We start from the raw sequence: 17,055 nt of genomic DNA, 5'->3' as shown, positions 1-17,055 counted from the left end.
CCTTGCCTTGCCTGCTCTCCGGGTAGGAGGAAAGCCTCGTAAGTCAATTCCTCCAGAGGGTGCCCCGGATTGAACGCCGCCCGCGCTTGACCACGAGTGAGATCAGCCGCCGGACCGCTGCATCGCGCCCGCCCGCGAGGGTTTCGAGGGTTTTTCGCCGGGCCGCTCAACCCTCTATGGCCGCCTTTTGCCTTATCTTTCATCTACTTAACCTCTTCTCTTAGAGGGTTGAGAAGGTTTAGAGGGTTTGTCCTAGATGTATGAGGCCTTTCGATTTGCCCCGGACCTGTCCCCTTGGACCCCACGCGAAACGCGCACACGTGCGTAGCGAAACCCTCGCAACCTTCGACACCCGGCGCTAAGTGCTTGCGCCGTCTTCCCTTTCACCCTTGCGAGGGTTTCCAGCGAACCCTCTGCAACCGTCTCAAACCCTCGACAACCGCGCCCTCTCCGCGAGGGTTTGGCCGCCCTTACTCCCTGTCGGGGGTGCGGGGCGGCGAAGACGAAGTCGGATCCGGCCGGGAGTCCGCCTCCGCCGCATAGGCGTCCACCGGCGGACCCTCGCGACCGTCGCCGGCGGCGTCCGTGTCGCGGGGCTGCCAGTCGGGCTTGAGCTTTACGCCGATGTAGAAATTGCGGCCGCGGTCGGACTCGCGCCGCAAGCCCTTCTCGGGCAGGTCGCGCCCGAAGCGCGTTTCCTTGCAGGGCGTGATCGAGTTCTCATGCGCCCATCGCTGATAGACCTCGAACATGGGCCGCGCCTGGACGCGATCCTCCGGATCTCCCGTCCGGTCGATGCAGCTCGCGATGAAATTGCCGAGCACGTCCACCTCGTCCCGATATTCCTGGGTGAACTCTTCGACGGCCGCCGGCACCTTCATGCCTTCGGTCAGGTAGATCTCGAGCCCGTTCAGCATCCAGTTGAGGATGCCGGCGCTTTCGGCTTCGAACTCGGCCAGCACCTCGCTCATCTTTCGCCGGGGAAAATTCTCCAAGCTGTCGATCGAGACCGGCCAGTGCACCAGCTTGATGCGCCGCCAAATGCCGTGATCCGTGCCCTGAATTTGCGGCTTGTCGTTGCCGCTCATCATCGCCTTGAAGCTGGGATAGAAGTCGAAGAACCCCTTGTTGAGGTGGCGCGCCTGCATGCGCTCGCCGCCGGTCAGCGCCTTGATGAGGTTTTCCTTGATGTAGGTGCCCTTGGGCAGCTCCGCGATGTTCACCAGGCGCGCGCCCGGCAGCTGGGCGATTTCGGGCGTCGCCTGGTCGCCGCGCCGCTGACCGTCGCCGGAAACGGCCTCCGCGTTCAGCGTGCGCGCATACTGGCCGAGCGCGCGGGAGACGGCCTCCATGAAGGTCGATTTGCCGTTGGCGCCATGGCCGTAATTGAACACCAGCATCTGTTCGTCGGCCGCGCCGGTCAGCGCATAGCCGCAATAGACCTGCAGGAAGCGCCGCACCGTTTCATCCGGCTGGAAGATCTCCAGGAACTCTTCCCATCGATGCGCCACGCCGTCCGGGTCATAGGCGCATCCCGCCTTTTTGGTGATGAGGTCTTTCCGGTTATGGGGCTTCATCTCGATTTCGGCCCGATGGATCTCGCGATCGCTCGCATCCTTCTTGCCGGTCGGCACGCGCCGGAAATGCAGCGTTCCGTTCTTGACGTTGAAAAGCATCGGATCGGTGTCCATCGCCGTCGGCGCGAATGTCCGGTGCGGCTCGGCCTGATCGATCATGCCTTTGATCTTGCCGGAATTGCCCGAGCCGACGGAATATTTGCGGCGGCTGTTCTTCCGCCCCGCAATCGCCTTGCGCGCTTCGCTGCCGGCGTCGATGATTTCCTGCTCTTCTTCCGTCCGGTCCGACTTTTTCCTTTTGTCGCGTTTGACCTCTTCGGCGGCCTCGATCGCGTCCAGTTCCGACGGCGTGCCCTCGATCAGCAGCACTTCCAGCTCGATGCGCGCCGCTGTCATTTGGGCCGCCCGCATAGCGGCTTCCCGTCCGCCTTCCATCTCCCAATGCGTGTCGGCCCAGAAGTGCCACCCGACCTCGCGAACATGCACCAGGTCCGATCCGAACCAGAAGAGCAGTCGCTTGCCGTTGCCGGTGTCGTTTTGCGGCTCCGCGCGACACTTTTTCAGCGTTTCGAGATCGAGGCCGCCATAGTCGGTATCGCCGCCATCCTCTTCATCCGATTCCTCGCCTTCTGGTGCCCCTTGCTTCCGCTGGGAGGGGTGCGGGGAGGTCGCTGCGCCCATCCGGCCACGACGGCTCTGCCAGCGCTCTTCCCGCTGCCGCGCATTCTCGCGCACCTCGCTCAGATCGTGGGGCTGGGCGAGCCCGGCCCGGAACGCGCTGTCGATGGTCGCCCGGACGCTATGGAGCCCGTCATCCTTCGTCAGGCCGCAGCGCGACGCGGCATCCTCCATCGCCGCCCGCACCACGCTTTCGTTGAGCCCGCCGGCCGCCACAAGGGTTGCGAGCGAGAGCGTCGAATTGTTGAGGGTCTGGTTCCGGCTGCCGCTGCCGGCCTCCGCCACCGCGCGGGTGTGATTGTCCAGCGCGGCCATGCAATAGCGCCGGACGGATTCCTCTACTGCCTCCTCGATGGAGCGCTCGCCCGCGGGCTTGTCGGAGGATCGGCGCGCGCCCTCCCCGGGCGCGTCTTCGTCGGGCCGCGCCGCTCTTCCCGCATCGCGGGCAAAGGCCCCGCGCCGCATCACCACATCGATGAGCTTGCGCGGCGCCGGCGACAATCTCAGGCGGTCCAGCCGCCGCTCCCAGCTATAGTCGCGGCCGCTGCGCATCCGGCTGGGCGGCACGATCACATAGCCGCCCTCGCCACGGATATCGACATGGGCCCCGATCGGCGGCGGCGCATCCTCGACCCGGGCAAACAGATTTGCCCGATTGCCGAGCGTTTCGCCTTCACCGAGATCCGGCATGGCGAACCAGATATGAAGCCCGCCGCTCTGTGTGCGGACGATCCCGGCGCCGGTCCATATGCCGCCGCTCCCGCCCAGCCAGCGCGCAAGGGCGTCCTGCATCTGCTCAGCCGGAAAATCGCGCGGATCGAGATCGACCGCGAAGCCGCCCGTCGCGGATCCCGTCGGCACGCCGATCAGCGCGTCCGGCCAGCGCGTCCACCAGTCGCGGATCTGCGCTTCATCGGTGGTCGCGAGCTTGACGCCGCCTTCGCCCTTCGTCTCCGAGGTCACAAGCGGCCGCTTCGCCCCTTGCTGCGTATCGTCCGGATTGCACGGAAACACCGGCCATCCGGCATTCGCATAGGCCAGCGCCGCTTTCAGCATGTCGGGGGCATCACTCATACAGCCGCTTTCTCCTCATCCGGCGCCGGCAGCGGCCCCGGTCCCCATTTGAAATTGCGCAGCCTTTGACAGGCTTCCTGTCCGCCGACGAACACGCGGAAATAATCCTCGTCTTCCGGGCGCAGGCCGTTGACGAACACCTCCACGACCTCCCAACGATCGCTGGGCGTCTGTTCGTCGCCTTCCGGCGTTCCCTTGTCGGCGCGTTCCCATTTCGCCCAATAGAACCCGGGCGCGGCGGGAGTCGGCCATGTCATCGCGACGCCTCCCGGAACATGTCGGATTGATCGGCGGCCGCCGGATCCTCGCGCTCGAGCGGCGCAACGAGCAGATCGCTCGGATGGAAGAAGCGCGGCTTGCAGCCGTAGGGGATCCAGTCGGTCAGGGTCGAATGGCGGTCATTCCGGAACGTGCCGGAAAGCTCCGCGGCGGTCGCGGCGGGCCAGCGCCAGACGAGCCACGCATAGCCGGTGGCGGACCTGGCGTCCGGGTCATAGCGCGCCTTGACCATCGGTATACGATCCGCGCTGATCCAGATTTCGTCCGGGCGCAAAGGCCCGTTGAAGATCTCGAGATATCGTTCTTCCGTTTCCAGCCAGCCCATACGAACCAGCATGGCGACGCCGCATCGAGGTCGGAGGGCTAAAGCCTTGAGGAGAAATTCCTTTGCCCTCACGAATGGCGGGTTGAAGAAGATCCAGTCCACCGGTTCGGGCGGCAGCCAGAACGTGCCGAGCGTTTCGTCGAGGAAGTCGCCGACGGGAAAGCCCTTGCCATAGTCGAAAACGTCGCTGCCGAAGACCGGATAGAAGAAATCCTCCAGCCCGTGGACCATGTGCCCTTCGCCGCAGCCGGGATCCCAGGCGCTGCCGTTCAGCGCCCGCTCATCCGGGTTGAGCACCCGGTCCTCATTGCCAAGCGCATGAACGCAGAAGGCCCGCACCGCCCAGGGCGGCGTCGGGAAATAGTCGAGGCTGTCCGGCGCTTCCACACGCTGCGCCATGACGGCCGATGAACGGTTCTGCCCCCCGCGCCTGGTCATTGCCTGGCCTCCCTCCGCGCGCCGTATTTGCCCGTGCAGAGATCGATCAGCTCGCGCCGCGTGCGGTCGCTCAGGCCGTCCAGATCATAGGCCGTGATGTAGGCCCCGCGCCCTTCATGCCAGAGCCGCCGCGCCAGGCGCGCCACGTCGCCCGGCCCGTCCGGCATGGGCCCGACATGGGGGGCAAGCTGCGAGCCGATACGCCGGTGATCGCTCATTGCCGCTCGCCCTCCGGCCGCATATCGGCCAGCTCCGTCACGGGCTGGACGGCCAGCTTCACGGGCAGCCATCCGCCGAGGACAGTCACTGTCACCACGCCGCCATTTTTCAGCAGCCGAAGCTCTTCCTCAGATGGTTTCCATGCGGTCTCGATCGCCTTCACGACAGCCCTCCCCGCTTGCGGCCGGGCAGCAGCGCGGCCGTGGCGTAGCCGGCGGCCGTGGCGCCGGCGGCGCTCAGCACCGCCATGCCGAGCAGCCACACAGCCCGCACCCAGGGCGCCCAGAACGGGATCCACCGCCACCAGGCCCCGTCCCAGAGGATGAAGGCATGGACGTAGTAGATCGCCAGCGCGAAGATCGCGAAGAGCCCCAGGCAGAACAGCCAGTCGCGCGCCGCCCGGGTCATTCGTCGCCCCACGAGATGTCAGGATCGCAGCCATGGGCGTAAGGATTGCCGGCCGCTTCCCAGGATTCCGCCGCGGGCGGCTCGCCGGTTCGTTTGAAATTCTGCACGGCATCATCGGAGCAGCGGGCGACTTCATGGCGTTTCCATGCAGCCGTGTCGGATGATCGCTTGTCGATACCGGCTAGAATGTTTTCAAGCTGCCTGGCAAGGAACTGGCTGCAGTGCCCGTCTCTGGCGTCATGGTCCACATCCTCTTTGAACGCCAGCAGTTGCTGCACGGCAACGGCCCAGTCCTTTTGGAGTTTGCTCACACGCTCCACAGACACACGAAAATCGGCGTGCAGCTGTTCTTGGGCCAAGCCAAGCGCGCGATGACGCGCCTCCGCATGCTCGGCTTTCTGACTTACGGCTCTATATTGCGAATCCAGTGCGCTAAGGGTCTTCTCCAGATCCTCGATCCGCTTTTCCCGCCGGATGAGCGCGGCGCTCTTCCGCCCTTTCCGTGCTGTCATAACACTCTCCTTGTCCTGATGAAGTCGGCCTGTTCGCCGAGATGAATGGACGGGCTCTCCGGTAGAAACGAGAGAACGGCCGCCTGCGTTTCGGGTGTCGCCCGGTTCCAGAAAGCAGGATCGAAGCGCACCGCGCCGCCGATGCCGCGCAAGGCATGTTCCGCCCCCAGCGGGCTTTCGATCGGCACCACCCGGAACCGCTCCCGGCGGCCGACGGTGCCCCCCTTGACGTCGCGGATCATCCGCTCGACATAGCGCCGCACCGCCGCGTGATGCACGATCACGGTGGCGCCGCCATCCGGCAGCGCGCGCACCATCTTCATCGTGCCGCCCTCGCAGCTCTCCAAATCGCCGCCGCCGCTCATTGAAAAAACCATTGAAAGATCGCCGTTCCGGCCATCGCGCCGATCCAGCCGAGCGTGAAACCGCGCCGCCAGGCCGCGTCCTCGCGATCGATCACCAGCTGCGCATAGCGCGCGCGCAACCGGTCCTCGAACGCGGACGAGAAGGAGACGAAGATTTGCGCGCCGGGCAGAACGCGCTCATAGAGCCGTGCCTGGCGGTCAGACCTTGCGTGAACCTCCAGCTTGCTCATGACGGCACCTCGCGCCACTCGCGCCCGTCCAGCATCGCCCCGGCGGCTTTCTTGCCGACGCGAAGCACGGTAGGTCCGTCATCGATATGATCGTCCGGATCGGCAATAACGCCCTTTTCGATCATCCATTTGCCAGCGAAATAGGTAGCGGCGTCGGTCGGCCGATGCTGAGGGCCGACGACCTCGCCGGGCGCCCACTCGCCCCATTGCTTGAAGAAGAAGGACACGCCGAACGCATGGCATTGATCGCGCAAGGTGCGCGCCCAATCCGGATGCATGGGCCGCGCAAGTGTTTTGCGGGTCAGTTTATCTTTTCCCGCACTCTCCCCGCCGACGATCACCCAGTCGAGAAAAACCGTCTCGTAAAACGACCCCTCGTTGTTTTCCGGATCTAGCGCATCGATTTCATAGGCGCTGTCATGAGGCTGCAGCCGCGTCAGGTCCACCGGCCCCAGCAGCGGCTCCGCGCTGACGAAGCGCTTGGCGGCGGGTGTGGCGAGCAGATCGGGAATGCGCTCATCCGCCGTCGGCTGATCCTCGATCGACACGCCCAGCCAGACATTCGGCAGCGGCCATGTTTGATGCCAACGCAAGTAGTCATGCGCCTCGTCGCCGTCCTTTACCAACCGCGCGCCAGGATCCGCTACGCGTGCAGGCATATCGTTTTCACTTAGATACACCCGCATCCGCGCCTGCCGCTTCGTCAGCACAAGGAAAATGTGCTGCGGACAAAGCGCCATGACGGCAAAGATGCGATCCAGCTCTTCATCGGTGACTTTTTCATGAAACGGGTCCCCAGCCGGGCAGACGAATATTCGACGCGGTTTGCGCCAGTGCAGCGGCTTGGTGAGCTGCGCTTCGTTGAAGCGCACTTCTCCCGTAAACTTGGCGACGCCGGCCGCGTTCTTTCGGGCAAGGCCCTTGCGTGTCGCATGGTTCTTGAGGCGCCCCAGCGGCTCGCGCGCCGCATAGCAGTTTCGGCATCCTTCGCTGACGGGCGAGCAGCCTGTCAGCGGGTCCCAGCGGGCTTCGGCCCATTCGATCCTAGTGCCGCCGCTCATGCGCTCTTCTCCCTCTTGCGCTTCCGCTTCTGCCGCGCGGCATGCTCGAGTTTCGCCGTCGCGAGGATCAGCGGTTTCAGCTCCGCCGGCGCATTGTCGTAGTCGCGCCCGAACCGTCCGTTGAGGCGCGGCAGCAGCGCGCGATCGATAAGCTCCCAGTTCGAGGGGTCGCTATTCGACTTGTCCCCATCGAGGCATTTGAGGACCATGCCTTCCGGTACCGGTCCGTTCTTTTGCTCCCAGAGATACCGGTGCTTCTGGACGTAGCGGCGGGAGAAGCCCGTATGCGGGTTCGTCTGGGCGACGCTGATTTCCACATAGCCGTCTTTGGAGATGCGCTCATGCCCGAGAAATTTGGTGTTGTGGGGCAGCTGGCCTTTCTTGAACTGCGTCCGCGCGCTGTTCGGATTGAAGGGCATTTTCTTGCCCTTGTTCGCGGGCTCTTGCCCCGGCTCGTAGCGTCCGGTCCGGCCGGTTTTCCAGCCCTTGCGGGTGCAAAGCGCCTTGTAGTTGGTGAAGGAAACATCCGGACGGTCGAACAGCTTCTGGAACTCGGCATGAGCTTCGCGCCTCAGCCGTTCCTTGTTGGCCTCGATCCAGGCCAGCTCATCTTCGCTGTAGTCGATCCAGGTGCCTTTCATTTTTCCGGCCCTTTGAGCATGGGCAGCGCCACCGCGGCTTGCGCGCCATATTCCAGTTGCAGCTCTGCGACCTTCACATGCAGCGCGGCATTCCTGACGATCTGGTCGGAAACCGACACGATGGCTTCCGTCCGCTTTACTTCCTGCTCGATCTGCTCCTGCGTCAGTTCTTCGTCGGAAAGACGCTCCATCTGCGCGAAAAGGTGATCGTTGAGGTCGGTCAGCTTGTTTTTCACGCCAGCTCCTCCATGCTCGCCCAGCATCGGGCGTTGAAATCCGCGCGCCCCCGCTGCCGGCCGTCACGGGTCAGGTTGAGATTGTTCATGAGCAATCCCCAGGCAGACCGCCCAGACGTGGGAAGATCGGCAGGGACCGCTCGTCTTCGCTCAGCTCTACACCCAGCTCCGTAAGCGTCTCGACGATTTCCTTCTGTCGCGCTACCAGTTGCGCATCGATGGCGCCGATCACATACCTGTCGGCTGTGAACCAGATCTGCGGCAGCGTCGCCAGGTTGAGCGCCTCTTCATTCTCCTGTGCCTGGAGCAACCGCCCTCTCGCTCGCCGGATATCGTCCAGCTCTTCCGCTGCCTCAGAAATCCGTTTGATGCTTTCGAGATTCATTCCGCGTCCCTCTTCCCGAACAGATCCACCACATTGTCCGCCACCGCCGCGCGGCGCGTCAGCTCTTCGGCGCGCATCGGTTCGCAGCCGATCAGATAATCCGTGAACTGAGCGAGATATTTGGCGGACGCATCGACCGTGCGGTTCATGTTCTCCGGCTTGGCGGAATGCACCATCACGAAGGCCGCGACATTGAGGAGCCGGAACACGACTTCGCCGGGGTCCAGCTCGCGATTGCCCGCCTCCCAACCGTCGATCGCATCGGCAAGGTGCCGCTCCAGCGTCCCGGCGGCGAAAATGCTCAAGGCGTCCATCTGGGGGGCGTGTCGATTGCTCATCCGTATTGTCCTCGCCGCCACCAGTCGAGCTGCACGGGCTCCGCGGAGGGGTCTTCTTCCGCGTTCTCCCGCGCCGCCTCGGCGGCATCCATCTCTGCGATGGCAAGCGCTTCCAGCTCACGTTTCAGGCTGTTGACGCGCTCGCGGCTCTGCCCGAAGCGGATAATCAGCAGGCTGGCTTTCAGAACGCCGCCACTGAGCCCCGATATGTCGTCTTCGCGAAGCGCCGCCCAACGGTCGGCAAAGCGTGTCACGGTGACAGGCTCCGCCTCGCCCTTGGCATGCGCCATCGCCAGCGCCAGCATCAGGAATTTCGACCGGGGCGTTTTCAGGGGCTCCCTGCTCATGACTGCCCCCCACCCGTCGCCGCGTGATGCAGGCGCGCGCGGGTCACGATATCGGCGATATAGGCGTCCTGCGCCGCCGCCCCTTCCGCCGCCAGTCGGTTGAAATCCGCGACGATCAGCGCCAGCCCGTCGCCGCCGATGACCTCGACCTTTTCCAGATGCCCGCGCGCGCCCTGCCGGAAGACGGTCAGCGCGCCCCGCATCGGCTCATGCTCGAGCGTATAAATCCCGACGCCGATATGGGTGAAGCTCTCCGGCTGCTGCTCGGCATAAGTCATGCGCAGCCTCCCCGCATAACGAAGCATGACAGGCAGGCGGCACGGCCGCCGGCTTCGGTGTGGCCGAAATCCGGATAGCGCCGTGCCGCCGCCCTCCCCGGCCAGCCTGCTGCGCCCGGGCCGGGGATCGCCGCCGCACCCGTCAGGAGTGCCGCGCGATGGGTAGCGCGAACGGATCGGGTGGACGGAAAGAAATCGAAATCGCTCATGCCGGAGCGGTCGCGGATCCCGGCGAGCTGGTGACGAAGCGCCGCGATGGCGAAGGCGCGGTCGAACATGCGCCGCCAGGGCGGCAGGAAAGACGGCAGGACCTGCCCCCTGCCCTCAATCTCAACGCCCCCGCGGCGCTTGTCTGCACACCATTCCGGGCCGAGATAGAAATCGACAAATTTGCGGAGATCGGCGACGGCGTCGTGGGGCGATTTTTCGCTCGAACCGAGAAGGAAACGCGCATAGGCCCAATTCATGCCGCACCGCCTTTCCCCGGCGCCATTCGCGACTGGACGGCCAGGTGGGCGGCGCGATCGTCGAGCCCTATCCCCAGATAGACGCGCCCGGCGAGTTCGCGGCCGGTGTTCCTGTCGAGACAGAGGGTGCAGATATGTTCGCCCTTGGCGTCATAGCAGAGCACTTCCGGGTGTCCCGGCTTGGTCAGCGCGACTTCGAACATCTTCACTTGCAGCGCTTCGCTCATGCCGCACCGCCTTCCGCGACGCAGCCGCCGCGCCGCAGCACATCGATGGACGCACCTTTCTCAAGCACCACGATTTCGACGCCGGGAAATGAGGCCCGCAGGTCCTCGAGCAGCATCGCCTTCAGAGCAATGCGCTGGTCATGCGTCGGAACGAAATCGAGCGACACCACCACGCAGTCGCCGGGAGAAAGGCCGACAACCTCGATGCGCGCGGGCGCGGGCAAGGCGCTTTCGTGCCGCCGCACGGCCGCGAGGAGGAAAACCGCCGCCGCCAGTGCGCCGATCACCGCGCCGAATAGAAAACAGATGCCGAAGACGGTCAGGAGGCTCATGCGACAGCCTCCCCGGCCGGATGGGCCTCGATTTCGGCCAGCACCGCCCGCGCTTTTTCCGGGTGGAGGCGGATCAGATGATCCAGAAGATCCTCCTCATGACCCACCAGCGCGGCTTCCACCGTGGTGACTTTGTCGTAGCTCGCCTTTGCGCCCTTGAACCAGCGCCAGAAGGTCGACGGATAAATTCCCGTGCCTTCCAGCAGCCCGTCCGCGCTCAGCCGGATGCGCTTTGCTCGATCATGAATGTTGGATATGCGTTCAAAATATTGCATGTTGGCAATATGAGTTTGCCAAGTAGCAATTTGTCAAGTGCGCAAACGCAAGATGCGGTAAGTGCCCCGCATTTGCTATCTAAATCTTGCGTCCACGAAAGTTTTAGATTGCGCACCATGCAAAGTAACCTGAGCCGAATCACCCGCGAGTGGCTCGCGGAGGTGGTCGAGAAGAGCGGTGTCAAACCGACTCCTCTGGCGACGGCTATAGGTGTGTCTCCTTCCACCCTTACCCGGCCGCTCAAGAACGAAGACTGGAGCGGCAGCCTCTCCACTTCGATCATCGCCCGGATCGTCAATTATACCGGCATTCCGGCGCCGAAAGAGCTGGTGCCGCAACCGGTGCAGGAGCCGGGGTTCCGGGAAGATGAACTGAAACCCTGGAACGGTCCCACCGATCACCCGATCCGAAAAATGGGCGATAACGTCACGGATGTTTGGCGGGTGGAAACGGACGCGGTCAATCTGGAAGGCATCGTTCCGGGGGATCTCGTACTGGTCAACGGCCATGAAACACCCCGATCCGGCGACGTTGTCGTCGCGCAGATCTACGATGACGACACCGGCAACGCGGAAACCGTCCTCAGGGTCTATGAACCCCCGTTCCTGATGCAACACTCGACAGGCGCCGCCCAGGCGAAACCCCTTCTCGTCGACGGGGAGAGGGTCGCGATTCGAGGCGTTGTGACCACGAGCCTCGGCGGGCGCCGCCCGATCCCGCATCGTCGCTGAGTCACACCCGGTTTTTCTTCAAACACCACGTGGTTCCTAGCTTTTCTGCAAGAAAAGCGGCCTCGTCTTGCCCCGTATTTTGCGCTACAAATTGCGCGACGCAATTTTTAGATTGCGTTGACGCAATTTTTTGCGGACGATTGCCCCCGTCATACAGACGGAGGTTTACTCATGAACGGCACTTCGAACCCGGCCAGCAAGCGCAACGGCGCCCGGCACCCGGTGCATATCGTCGACAAGCGCCGGGATCCGCCCGCCGGCACCCCGCGCGGCGGCCCGGCCCGCTACGCGGCCGGCTCGGAAGAGGGCGCGCGCCGCCCCGCCGTCACCCTGCCGGAAATCCCGTCGCTCGCGCGAAATTTCGACATGACGCTCGAAGACGGCTTCTTCATGCATGCCGTGGCGCTGGCGGCGGAAGCCATGCTGGAAGGCGCGGAGGCCGATGAAGCGGCTGCCGCGCCGAACGGCGGTGCCGCATGACAGAGCAGGAAAAAATCATTTACCGGCTGTTGCAAGCCGTCATTCGCGATGCAGACGACCACCTCGCATGCAGCAGCCTGCTTGACGAAAACCATGAGCCACGACCTGGCACTGTCGATCCCGATAGCATCGAGACAATTTCGCTTTTGGTCGACCTCATACGTGACGCGCTGAAAATATACCCGGCTTTGGAACACCAGGTTTTGATGTCGCCCTGCCTACGCGGTGTCGTCATCGAAAATTGGTCGCTGAGCGGAGGTCGTGCCGCATGAGCGACCTCCCCACGCATATCGTTGAACGCCCCGACGGGTTCGAGCTGGTGGACCGTCAGGGCAATGGCGTCGGCTGGCCGCTGCTGCCCACGCGCGAACGCGCGGTGGAGGATCTGCGCGACTGGCATCGCCACTGGCGCCAGCTGCAGATCTCCCCGCTGCCGGGCCGCCCCGTCCGCGCTCATGGTCGCCCGGCTCTGCCCGAAAGCATTTGCGGGGGTACGTCATGAACGGCCCGTCCATGCCGCCCGGCTGGTGGATCGCACCGGGCCTGATCGTCTTTTTCGCGCTGGCGATTTACCTGCTCGTCAGATGGTGGCTGCCATGAGGGTGCACAGCCTGGCCCGGCTGGCTGCCGTCCCCGCGCTATGTGCCCTGGCCGCCTGCGCCCCGGCCATCGGGACGGACGGCGCCCTTCCGGCTCCCGGTACGCTCATGGCGGCGGGAGAGCCCGTCATTCCGCCGCGCGGCCTGCTCGCCCTGTGCGGGCGGAACAGGGGCTTTTGTCCGAAGACGGAGGAAGCCGCCTCCCCGTTGACGCTCGACGCCGAAAAATGGGCCGAGCTGAACCGGGTCAACGATTGGGTCAATCGCAACATCCCCGCGCGGCGGGACCTGGACCCGGACGGCCGCCCCCGCGAGAGATGGACCGTGGCGAGCCCCGAAACCGGCGGCGATTGCGAGGATCTGGCGCTCGCCAAGCGCCAGGCGCTGATCGCCCGCGGCTGGCCGCCCGCCGCGCTGCTTATGGCGGTAGCCCTGACATGGCAGGGCACTGGCCACGCGGTGCTGCTCGTCCGCACCGATCGCGGCGACCTTGTGATGGACAATCTGGACTGGCGCATCCGGCCCTGGGCGGAAACCGGGTATCGCTGGACGCGGCGGCAGGACGCCGCCTGGCTGCTCGCCTGGCGCCGGGCGGCCATACACGGGGACGGAGAATGAGCGACATTCCGGCAATGCGAGTCGAGTTTTATGAGCGCGGGGGCGGTCTCGTTGATGCTCTCCGGAGCTATGCCGTTCCGCAGCAGGGCGAATACATCAACATCGCCAAACAGCAATGGCGAGTTGCCTATGTCGCCTGGGCAATCGACAGCAATAACTTCCGTCCCCAAAAAGAGCTGCGCGCTAATGTTGAGCTTGAAAAAGTTCCGAATGACGAAGCTGGGCCGGCCGGTAGTGCGGAGACGGCGAAGTGAGTGCCCTAGCGGAACCCCGCGCCTACCAGCGGCATGACCTCTTTGGACTTGCCCTGCAGCAATACCTTGCGGCCGTCCTTGAACTTGACGGCCACGACGGCGCTGTTGCGGTTGCCGCCCATGATGGCCCCGGCGAGCAGACCGACCGGCCCGAGCGCGACCGCCCCGGCCGCGCCCCAGCCCATCTTGCCGGCGATCGAGGTCTGGTTTTCCTGCGTCACCAGCTCGGCCGTTTCGATATCGGCCGCCTTGTATGTGTCGTGTCTGAGAAAGCCGGTGAAGAGCAGGATTTCCCGGATCTCCCCCCGCAGGCCCGTCTTCACCGTGGCGTTTTGTTCCGCCGGCCAGTCGCCGCCCAGGATCTTGAGCATGGTTTCGCAACCTCCCGATAAAAGCCGTCAGGCGCGCATTCCGCGCAAGCGGCGCACCGAAGCCGAGATCATCGCCGACCGCATGGCATATCTCAAGCGGTTGGGGCTGCGGTTCCTGGCCGACTTCGAACGCGAGGCCGAAAATGGCTGACGATCCCTTGCTCGATATCGCCGCCGCCGCGCAGGCCCTGACCGCTCATTATGAGCGAAAGTTCACCGCCGCCCAGCTGCGCAGCCTGGCCGACCGCGACAAGCTGCCCTTCTTCAAGGACATGGCCAGCGGCAAGCGCCTCATCAAGCGATCGGTGCTGATCGAGTTCTACGAGCGCCAGCAGCGCCACGCGGTTCGCGAAGCCCATAAGCGCATCGATCGGCGCGCCGGCTTCGGCTGACACCCCCCGGCCTTTCATGCGCGGCGCATGAGGGGCAAGGAAGGGCCGCCATGGTGGCGGCTCGCTAGGCCCGGCAGGTCCCCGCCTGCCGGGCCTTTTTCATGCGCTCGTTTCTACCGGATTTCTACCGTGCAGCCTGCCGCAGCCCGACGCAACCCGCCGCTTTCCGCCGTTTTCAGCGGGCCCACGGGCAGTAGAAAAACCCGCCCGAGCGGGTCCATACAAACGCTAAGTCATTGAATTTAAATGGTGAGCCCTGATGGGTTCGAACCATCGACCTACTGATTAAAAGTCAGTTGCTCTACCAGCTGAGCTAAGGGCCCGTCCTGAAACGGCTATTCGGGCGAGTCGGGGACCCGCGCCAGCCGCCGGAAAGTGCGCGGAACTTAAGGGGAGCTTGGGCGGCGGTCAACACTCCAGGCATGGTTTGGGCAAGATTGAGCTTGAGAAAACCACGCTTTGGGCAAGATAGCATTCATGCCCCCTGCGCCGCCTTGAAATCCGCGACGAAAGCCTCGAACCGGCCCTCCGAAATCGCCGCCCGCATCCCGGCCATGAGCGACTGGTAGTAGTGGATATTATTCCAGCTCACCAGCATGGAACCGAGCATCTCGCCCGACTTCACCAGATGATGGAGATAGGCCCGGGAATAGTCCCGCGCGGCCGGACAGCTGCTCTCCGGGTCGAGCGGGCTCGTGTCGGTGGCATGGCGGGCATTCTTGAGGTTGATCTTGCCGAAGCGGGTAAAGGCGAGCCCGTGGCGCCCGTTCCGGGTCGGCATGACGCAGTCGAACATGTCGATGCCGCGCCGTACGGCTTCCACCAGGTCGTCCGGCGTGCCGACGCCCATCAGATAGCGGGGCTTGTCCTGCGGGAGCATATCGGGCGCATAGTCGAGGACGCGCAGCATCGCCTCCTGCCCCTCGCCCACGGCGAGCCCGCCGACCGCATAGCCGTCGAACCCGATCTCGACGAGCCCCTCGGCCGAGCGGCGGCGCAGGGGCTCGTAGGTGCTGCCCTGCACGATGCCGAAAAGCGCCATGCCTTCCTTGCGGAGCGGCTGGGCCGCGAAGGCCTCTTTCGAACGGGCGGCCCAGCGAAGCGACAGCTCCATGGACTTTTCGGCTTCCGCCTCGGTCGTCGGAAACGGCGTGCACTCGTCAAGCACCATCTGGATATCGGAGCCCAGCAAGCACTGGATCTCGATGGAGCGTTCAGGCGAAAGCATGTGACGCGACCCGTCGATATGCGACTGGAAGGTCACGCCCTCCTCCGTCATCTTGCGGAGACGGGCAAGCGACATGACCTGAAAGCCGCCTGAGTCGGTCAGGATCGGATGCGGCCAGTTGGCGAATTTGTGCAGACCGCCAAGCGCGGCCACTTCCTCCGCCCCCGGACGAAGCATCAGATGATAGGTATTGCCGAGAATGATGTCCGCGCCCGTCTCCCGCACCTGCCCCGGATACATGGCCTTCACCGTGCCCGCCGTGCCGACCGGCATGAAGGCGGGTGTGCGAATATCGCCGCGCGGCGTATGGATGACGCCGGTGCGCGCTTTCCCATCGGTTCCCTGCAGATCGAAACTGAACGCGCTCATGGCCTGTGCTCGCTTTCCTGTGCGCTGTCCGGATCGCGCCGATAGATGAGACTGGAATCCCCGTAGGAATAGAAACGATACTCGGCGGCGATGGCGTGCGCATAGGCCGCTTTCATCTCCGCCGTGCTGCGCAGCGCGGAAACGAGCATGAAGAGCGTCGAGCGCGGCAGGTGGAAATTCGTCATCAGCATATCCACCGCATGGAAGCGATAGCCGGGCGTGATGAAGATGTCGGTTCCGCCGCGCCAGGGGTGAACCACGCCATCCGTATCCGTCGCGGTTTCGAGGAGGCGCAGCGACGTAGTGCCGACGGCAACGATACGACCGCCTGCCTTGCGGGCCGTATTGATCGCCTCGGCCTCTTCCTCCGTGATCTCGCCAACTTCGGAATGCATCTTGTGGGCGTCCGTGTCGTCCGCTGTGACGGGAAGAAACGTGCCCGCGCCCACATGAAGCGTCAGCCGCACCATATGCACGCCGCGCGCCTCTATAGCCGCCATCAACTCCGACGTGAAATGGAGGCCCGCTGTGGGCGCGGCAACGGCGCCTAGCTCGTCGGCATACATCGTCTGATAGTCGGAAAGGTCTTCCTCATCCGTCTCGCGCTTGCGGGCGATATAGGGCGGCAACGGCATGACGCCGGCCACCGCAATCGCCTGATCGAGATCGGGGCCGGATTGCGAGAACTGCAACACGCTCTCCCCGCCCTCATTCTTCTCGACGACCTGTGCTTCCAGACCGCCTTCGAAAGCAATCGTTTCGCCGATGGCGAGTTTTTTGGCCGGACGCAGAAAGGCGCGCCACAGGCTCGGTCCCTCGCGGAGATGAAGCATCACCTCGATGCGCGCCACGGCCTCGCCGCGCTGCCGCGTACCGAAAAGCCGCGCCGGGATTACCTTCGTATCGTTGAATACGAGAACGTCGCCCGGCTCCAGAAAGTCCGGCAGATTGCGCACGCCCTTGTCGGCAAGTGCATTCTCCTCCGGCCCGACGACGAGCATGCGCGCCGCATCACGCGGCCGCGCGGGACGCAAGGCGATACGCTCTTCCGGGAGCTCGAAGTCGAATTCATCGACGCGCATGGGTTTGATCCGACTATTCATACAAACCGGCAGCCCGGGCTTCACTCATGGCCGGGCATACGAATTACCGTCATGACCCGGCTCGTCCGGGTCATCCACGTCTTTTACGGTTTTCCGGGCGACAAGACGTGGATGGCCCGCATAAAGCGGGCCATGACGACTGTTATATCCAACTATGGCCGCCAACTGTGCGGTCATAGACTCCGGGCACCTGATTGATTGCAGATGGGACCGGAGC

31 protein-coding genes and 1 tRNA gene are annotated in these 17,055 nt (G+C 64.2%); 8 read left to right on the top strand and 24 right to left on the bottom strand.

Features of this window, described 5'->3' with window-relative positions; genetic code table 11:
* Positions 1 to 470 precede the first annotated feature (470 nt).
* The 20 genes from ACSSVQ_RS01825 to ACSSVQ_RS01730 all read right to left on the bottom strand — a co-directional run bounded on the left by ACSSVQ_RS01825 (position 471) and on the right by ACSSVQ_RS01730 (position 10,692).
* A complete protein-coding gene (locus ACSSVQ_RS01825; protein WP_454180590.1) occupies positions 471 to 3,329 on the bottom strand; it encodes a phage/plasmid primase, P4 family in 2,859 nt (952 codons plus the stop codon).
* Positions 3,326 to 3,586: a hypothetical protein gene (locus ACSSVQ_RS01820; protein WP_454180589.1), complete on the bottom strand. Its 261-nt coding sequence runs from the start codon at positions 3,584 to 3,586 to the stop codon at positions 3,326 to 3,328. The genes ACSSVQ_RS01825 and ACSSVQ_RS01820 overlap by 4 nt, the downstream gene beginning before the upstream one ends.
* Positions 3,583 to 4,371: an SAM-dependent DNA methyltransferase gene (locus ACSSVQ_RS01815; RefSeq protein WP_454180588.1), complete on the bottom strand. Its 789-nt coding sequence runs from the start codon at positions 4,369 to 4,371 to the stop codon at positions 3,583 to 3,585. The genes ACSSVQ_RS01820 and ACSSVQ_RS01815 overlap by 4 nt, the downstream gene beginning before the upstream one ends.
* On the bottom strand, positions 4,368 to 4,589 hold the full coding sequence (locus ACSSVQ_RS01810; RefSeq protein ID WP_454180587.1) for a hypothetical protein: 222 nt from the start codon (positions 4,587 to 4,589) through the stop codon (positions 4,368 to 4,370). The genes ACSSVQ_RS01815 and ACSSVQ_RS01810 overlap by 4 nt, the downstream gene beginning before the upstream one ends.
* On the bottom strand, positions 4,586 to 4,753 hold the full coding sequence (locus ACSSVQ_RS01805; RefSeq protein ID WP_454180586.1) for a hypothetical protein: 168 nt from the start codon (positions 4,751 to 4,753) through the stop codon (positions 4,586 to 4,588). The genes ACSSVQ_RS01810 and ACSSVQ_RS01805 overlap by 4 nt, the downstream gene beginning before the upstream one ends.
* Entirely contained in the window at positions 4,750 to 4,998 is a 249-nt protein-coding gene (locus tag ACSSVQ_RS01800; RefSeq protein ID WP_454180585.1) for a hypothetical protein, read from the bottom strand. The genes ACSSVQ_RS01805 and ACSSVQ_RS01800 overlap by 4 nt, the downstream gene beginning before the upstream one ends.
* Complete coding sequence (locus ACSSVQ_RS01795) at positions 4,995 to 5,510, bottom strand: hypothetical protein (RefSeq protein WP_454180584.1); 516 nt, start codon at positions 5,508 to 5,510, stop codon at positions 4,995 to 4,997. Before ACSSVQ_RS01795 ends, ACSSVQ_RS01800 begins: the two co-directional genes overlap by 4 nt.
* Complete coding sequence (locus ACSSVQ_RS01790; protein WP_454180583.1) at positions 5,507 to 5,887, bottom strand: hypothetical protein; 381 nt, start codon at positions 5,885 to 5,887, stop codon at positions 5,507 to 5,509. The genes ACSSVQ_RS01795 and ACSSVQ_RS01790 overlap by 4 nt, the downstream gene beginning before the upstream one ends.
* On the bottom strand, positions 5,872 to 6,105 hold the full coding sequence (locus tag ACSSVQ_RS01785) for a hypothetical protein (RefSeq protein ID WP_454180582.1): 234 nt from the start codon (positions 6,103 to 6,105) through the stop codon (positions 5,872 to 5,874). Before ACSSVQ_RS01785 ends, ACSSVQ_RS01790 begins: the two co-directional genes overlap by 16 nt.
* Complete coding sequence (locus tag ACSSVQ_RS01780; RefSeq protein WP_454180581.1) at positions 6,102 to 7,166, bottom strand: DUF5131 family protein; 1,065 nt, start codon at positions 7,164 to 7,166, stop codon at positions 6,102 to 6,104. The genes ACSSVQ_RS01785 and ACSSVQ_RS01780 overlap by 4 nt, the downstream gene beginning before the upstream one ends.
* On the bottom strand, positions 7,163 to 7,807 hold the full coding sequence (locus ACSSVQ_RS01775) for an HNH endonuclease signature motif containing protein (protein ID WP_454180580.1): 645 nt from the start codon (positions 7,805 to 7,807) through the stop codon (positions 7,163 to 7,165). Before ACSSVQ_RS01775 ends, ACSSVQ_RS01780 begins: the two co-directional genes overlap by 4 nt.
* Entirely contained in the window at positions 7,804 to 8,043 is a 240-nt protein-coding gene (locus ACSSVQ_RS01770) for a hypothetical protein (protein WP_454180579.1), read from the bottom strand. Before ACSSVQ_RS01770 ends, ACSSVQ_RS01775 begins: the two co-directional genes overlap by 4 nt.
* 85 nt (positions 8,044 to 8,128) lie before the next feature.
* Positions 8,129 to 8,428, bottom strand: coding sequence for a hypothetical protein (locus ACSSVQ_RS01765; RefSeq protein WP_454180578.1), 300 nt, complete (start codon positions 8,426 to 8,428; stop codon positions 8,129 to 8,131).
* On the bottom strand, positions 8,425 to 8,766 hold the full coding sequence (locus tag ACSSVQ_RS01760; protein ID WP_454180577.1) for a hypothetical protein: 342 nt from the start codon (positions 8,764 to 8,766) through the stop codon (positions 8,425 to 8,427). The genes ACSSVQ_RS01765 and ACSSVQ_RS01760 overlap by 4 nt, the downstream gene beginning before the upstream one ends.
* Positions 8,763 to 9,113 (bottom strand): hypothetical protein, encoded by a 351-nt coding sequence (locus ACSSVQ_RS01755; protein ID WP_454180576.1) that lies wholly within the window; start codon positions 9,111 to 9,113, stop codon positions 8,763 to 8,765. The genes ACSSVQ_RS01760 and ACSSVQ_RS01755 overlap by 4 nt, the downstream gene beginning before the upstream one ends.
* Positions 9,110 to 9,391, bottom strand: a complete 282-nt coding sequence (locus ACSSVQ_RS01750; RefSeq protein ID WP_454180575.1) for a hypothetical protein — start codon at positions 9,389 to 9,391, stop codon at positions 9,110 to 9,112. Before ACSSVQ_RS01750 ends, ACSSVQ_RS01755 begins: the two co-directional genes overlap by 4 nt.
* Entirely contained in the window at positions 9,388 to 9,858 is a 471-nt protein-coding gene (locus ACSSVQ_RS01745; RefSeq protein ID WP_454180574.1) for a hypothetical protein, read from the bottom strand. Before ACSSVQ_RS01745 ends, ACSSVQ_RS01750 begins: the two co-directional genes overlap by 4 nt.
* A complete protein-coding gene (locus ACSSVQ_RS01740; RefSeq protein ID WP_454180573.1) occupies positions 9,855 to 10,085 on the bottom strand; it encodes a hypothetical protein in 231 nt (76 codons plus the stop codon). Before ACSSVQ_RS01740 ends, ACSSVQ_RS01745 begins: the two co-directional genes overlap by 4 nt.
* Positions 10,082 to 10,417: a hypothetical protein gene (locus ACSSVQ_RS01735; protein ID WP_454180572.1), complete on the bottom strand. Its 336-nt coding sequence runs from the start codon at positions 10,415 to 10,417 to the stop codon at positions 10,082 to 10,084. The genes ACSSVQ_RS01740 and ACSSVQ_RS01735 overlap by 4 nt, the downstream gene beginning before the upstream one ends.
* On the bottom strand, positions 10,414 to 10,692 hold the full coding sequence (locus ACSSVQ_RS01730) for a hypothetical protein (protein ID WP_454180571.1): 279 nt from the start codon (positions 10,690 to 10,692) through the stop codon (positions 10,414 to 10,416). The genes ACSSVQ_RS01735 and ACSSVQ_RS01730 overlap by 4 nt, the downstream gene beginning before the upstream one ends.
* A 108-nt stretch (positions 10,693 to 10,800) precedes the next feature.
* Between ACSSVQ_RS01730 and ACSSVQ_RS01725 the strand changes: the two genes are divergently transcribed.
* The 6 genes from ACSSVQ_RS01725 to ACSSVQ_RS01700 all read left to right on the top strand — a co-directional run bounded on the left by ACSSVQ_RS01725 (position 10,801) and on the right by ACSSVQ_RS01700 (position 13,375).
* Complete coding sequence (locus ACSSVQ_RS01725; protein ID WP_454180570.1) at positions 10,801 to 11,424, top strand: LexA family protein; 624 nt, start codon at positions 10,801 to 10,803, stop codon at positions 11,422 to 11,424.
* Positions 11,425 to 11,595: 171 nt separating this feature from the next.
* On the top strand, positions 11,596 to 11,904 hold the full coding sequence (locus tag ACSSVQ_RS01720) for a hypothetical protein (protein ID WP_454180569.1): 309 nt from the start codon (positions 11,596 to 11,598) through the stop codon (positions 11,902 to 11,904).
* The gene (locus tag ACSSVQ_RS01715; RefSeq protein ID WP_454180568.1) at positions 11,901 to 12,176 is read left to right on the top strand and encodes a hypothetical protein; all 276 of its coding nucleotides are present in this window, start codon (positions 11,901 to 11,903) and stop codon (positions 12,174 to 12,176) included. The genes ACSSVQ_RS01720 and ACSSVQ_RS01715 overlap by 4 nt, the downstream gene beginning before the upstream one ends.
* Positions 12,173 to 12,406 (top strand): hypothetical protein, encoded by a 234-nt coding sequence (locus ACSSVQ_RS01710; RefSeq protein ID WP_454180567.1) that lies wholly within the window; start codon positions 12,173 to 12,175, stop codon positions 12,404 to 12,406. Before ACSSVQ_RS01715 ends, ACSSVQ_RS01710 begins: the two co-directional genes overlap by 4 nt.
* A gap of 94 nt (positions 12,407 to 12,500) precedes the next feature.
* The gene (locus tag ACSSVQ_RS01705) at positions 12,501 to 13,121 is read left to right on the top strand and encodes a transglutaminase-like cysteine peptidase (protein ID WP_454180566.1); all 621 of its coding nucleotides are present in this window, start codon (positions 12,501 to 12,503) and stop codon (positions 13,119 to 13,121) included.
* Positions 13,118 to 13,375: a hypothetical protein gene (locus ACSSVQ_RS01700; RefSeq protein WP_454180565.1), complete on the top strand. Its 258-nt coding sequence runs from the start codon at positions 13,118 to 13,120 to the stop codon at positions 13,373 to 13,375. The genes ACSSVQ_RS01705 and ACSSVQ_RS01700 overlap by 4 nt, the downstream gene beginning before the upstream one ends.
* A 5-nt stretch (positions 13,376 to 13,380) precedes the next feature.
* Here the strand turns inward: ACSSVQ_RS01700 and ACSSVQ_RS01695 are convergent, their stop codons facing one another.
* Complete coding sequence (locus tag ACSSVQ_RS01695; RefSeq protein WP_454180564.1) at positions 13,381 to 13,746, bottom strand: hypothetical protein; 366 nt, start codon at positions 13,744 to 13,746, stop codon at positions 13,381 to 13,383.
* On the opposite strand from ACSSVQ_RS01695, the gene ACSSVQ_RS01690 reads away from it, so the two are divergent.
* Both ACSSVQ_RS01690 and ACSSVQ_RS01685 read left to right on the top strand, forming a co-directional pair.
* The gene (locus ACSSVQ_RS01690; RefSeq protein ID WP_454180563.1) at positions 13,745 to 13,897 is read left to right on the top strand and encodes a hypothetical protein; all 153 of its coding nucleotides are present in this window, start codon (positions 13,745 to 13,747) and stop codon (positions 13,895 to 13,897) included. The genes ACSSVQ_RS01695 and ACSSVQ_RS01690 overlap by 2 nt on opposite strands.
* Positions 13,890 to 14,138, top strand: a complete 249-nt coding sequence (locus ACSSVQ_RS01685) for a hypothetical protein (RefSeq protein ID WP_454180562.1) — start codon at positions 13,890 to 13,892, stop codon at positions 14,136 to 14,138. The genes ACSSVQ_RS01690 and ACSSVQ_RS01685 overlap by 8 nt, the downstream gene beginning before the upstream one ends.
* 247 nt (positions 14,139 to 14,385) lie before the next feature.
* Here the strand turns inward: ACSSVQ_RS01685 and ACSSVQ_RS01680 are convergent.
* The 3 genes from ACSSVQ_RS01680 to queA form a co-directional block, all read right to left on the bottom strand.
* Positions 14,386 to 14,461, bottom strand: a tRNA-Lys gene (locus ACSSVQ_RS01680).
* Positions 14,462 to 14,613: 152 nt separating this feature from the next.
* Entirely contained in the window at positions 14,614 to 15,735 is a 1,122-nt protein-coding gene (gene tgt, locus ACSSVQ_RS01675; RefSeq protein ID WP_454180561.1) for a tRNA guanosine(34) transglycosylase Tgt, read from the bottom strand.
* Positions 15,732 to 16,817 (bottom strand): tRNA preQ1(34) S-adenosylmethionine ribosyltransferase-isomerase QueA, encoded by a 1,086-nt coding sequence (gene queA / locus ACSSVQ_RS01670; RefSeq protein ID WP_454180560.1) that lies wholly within the window; start codon positions 16,815 to 16,817, stop codon positions 15,732 to 15,734. Before queA ends, tgt begins: the two co-directional genes overlap by 4 nt.
* Positions 16,818 to 17,055: the final 238 nt, after the last annotated feature.

Source organism: Parvibaculum sp. MBR-TMA-1.3b-4.2, assembly GCF_053628815.1.
This window is presented reverse-complemented; position numbering and strand designations above follow the sequence as displayed.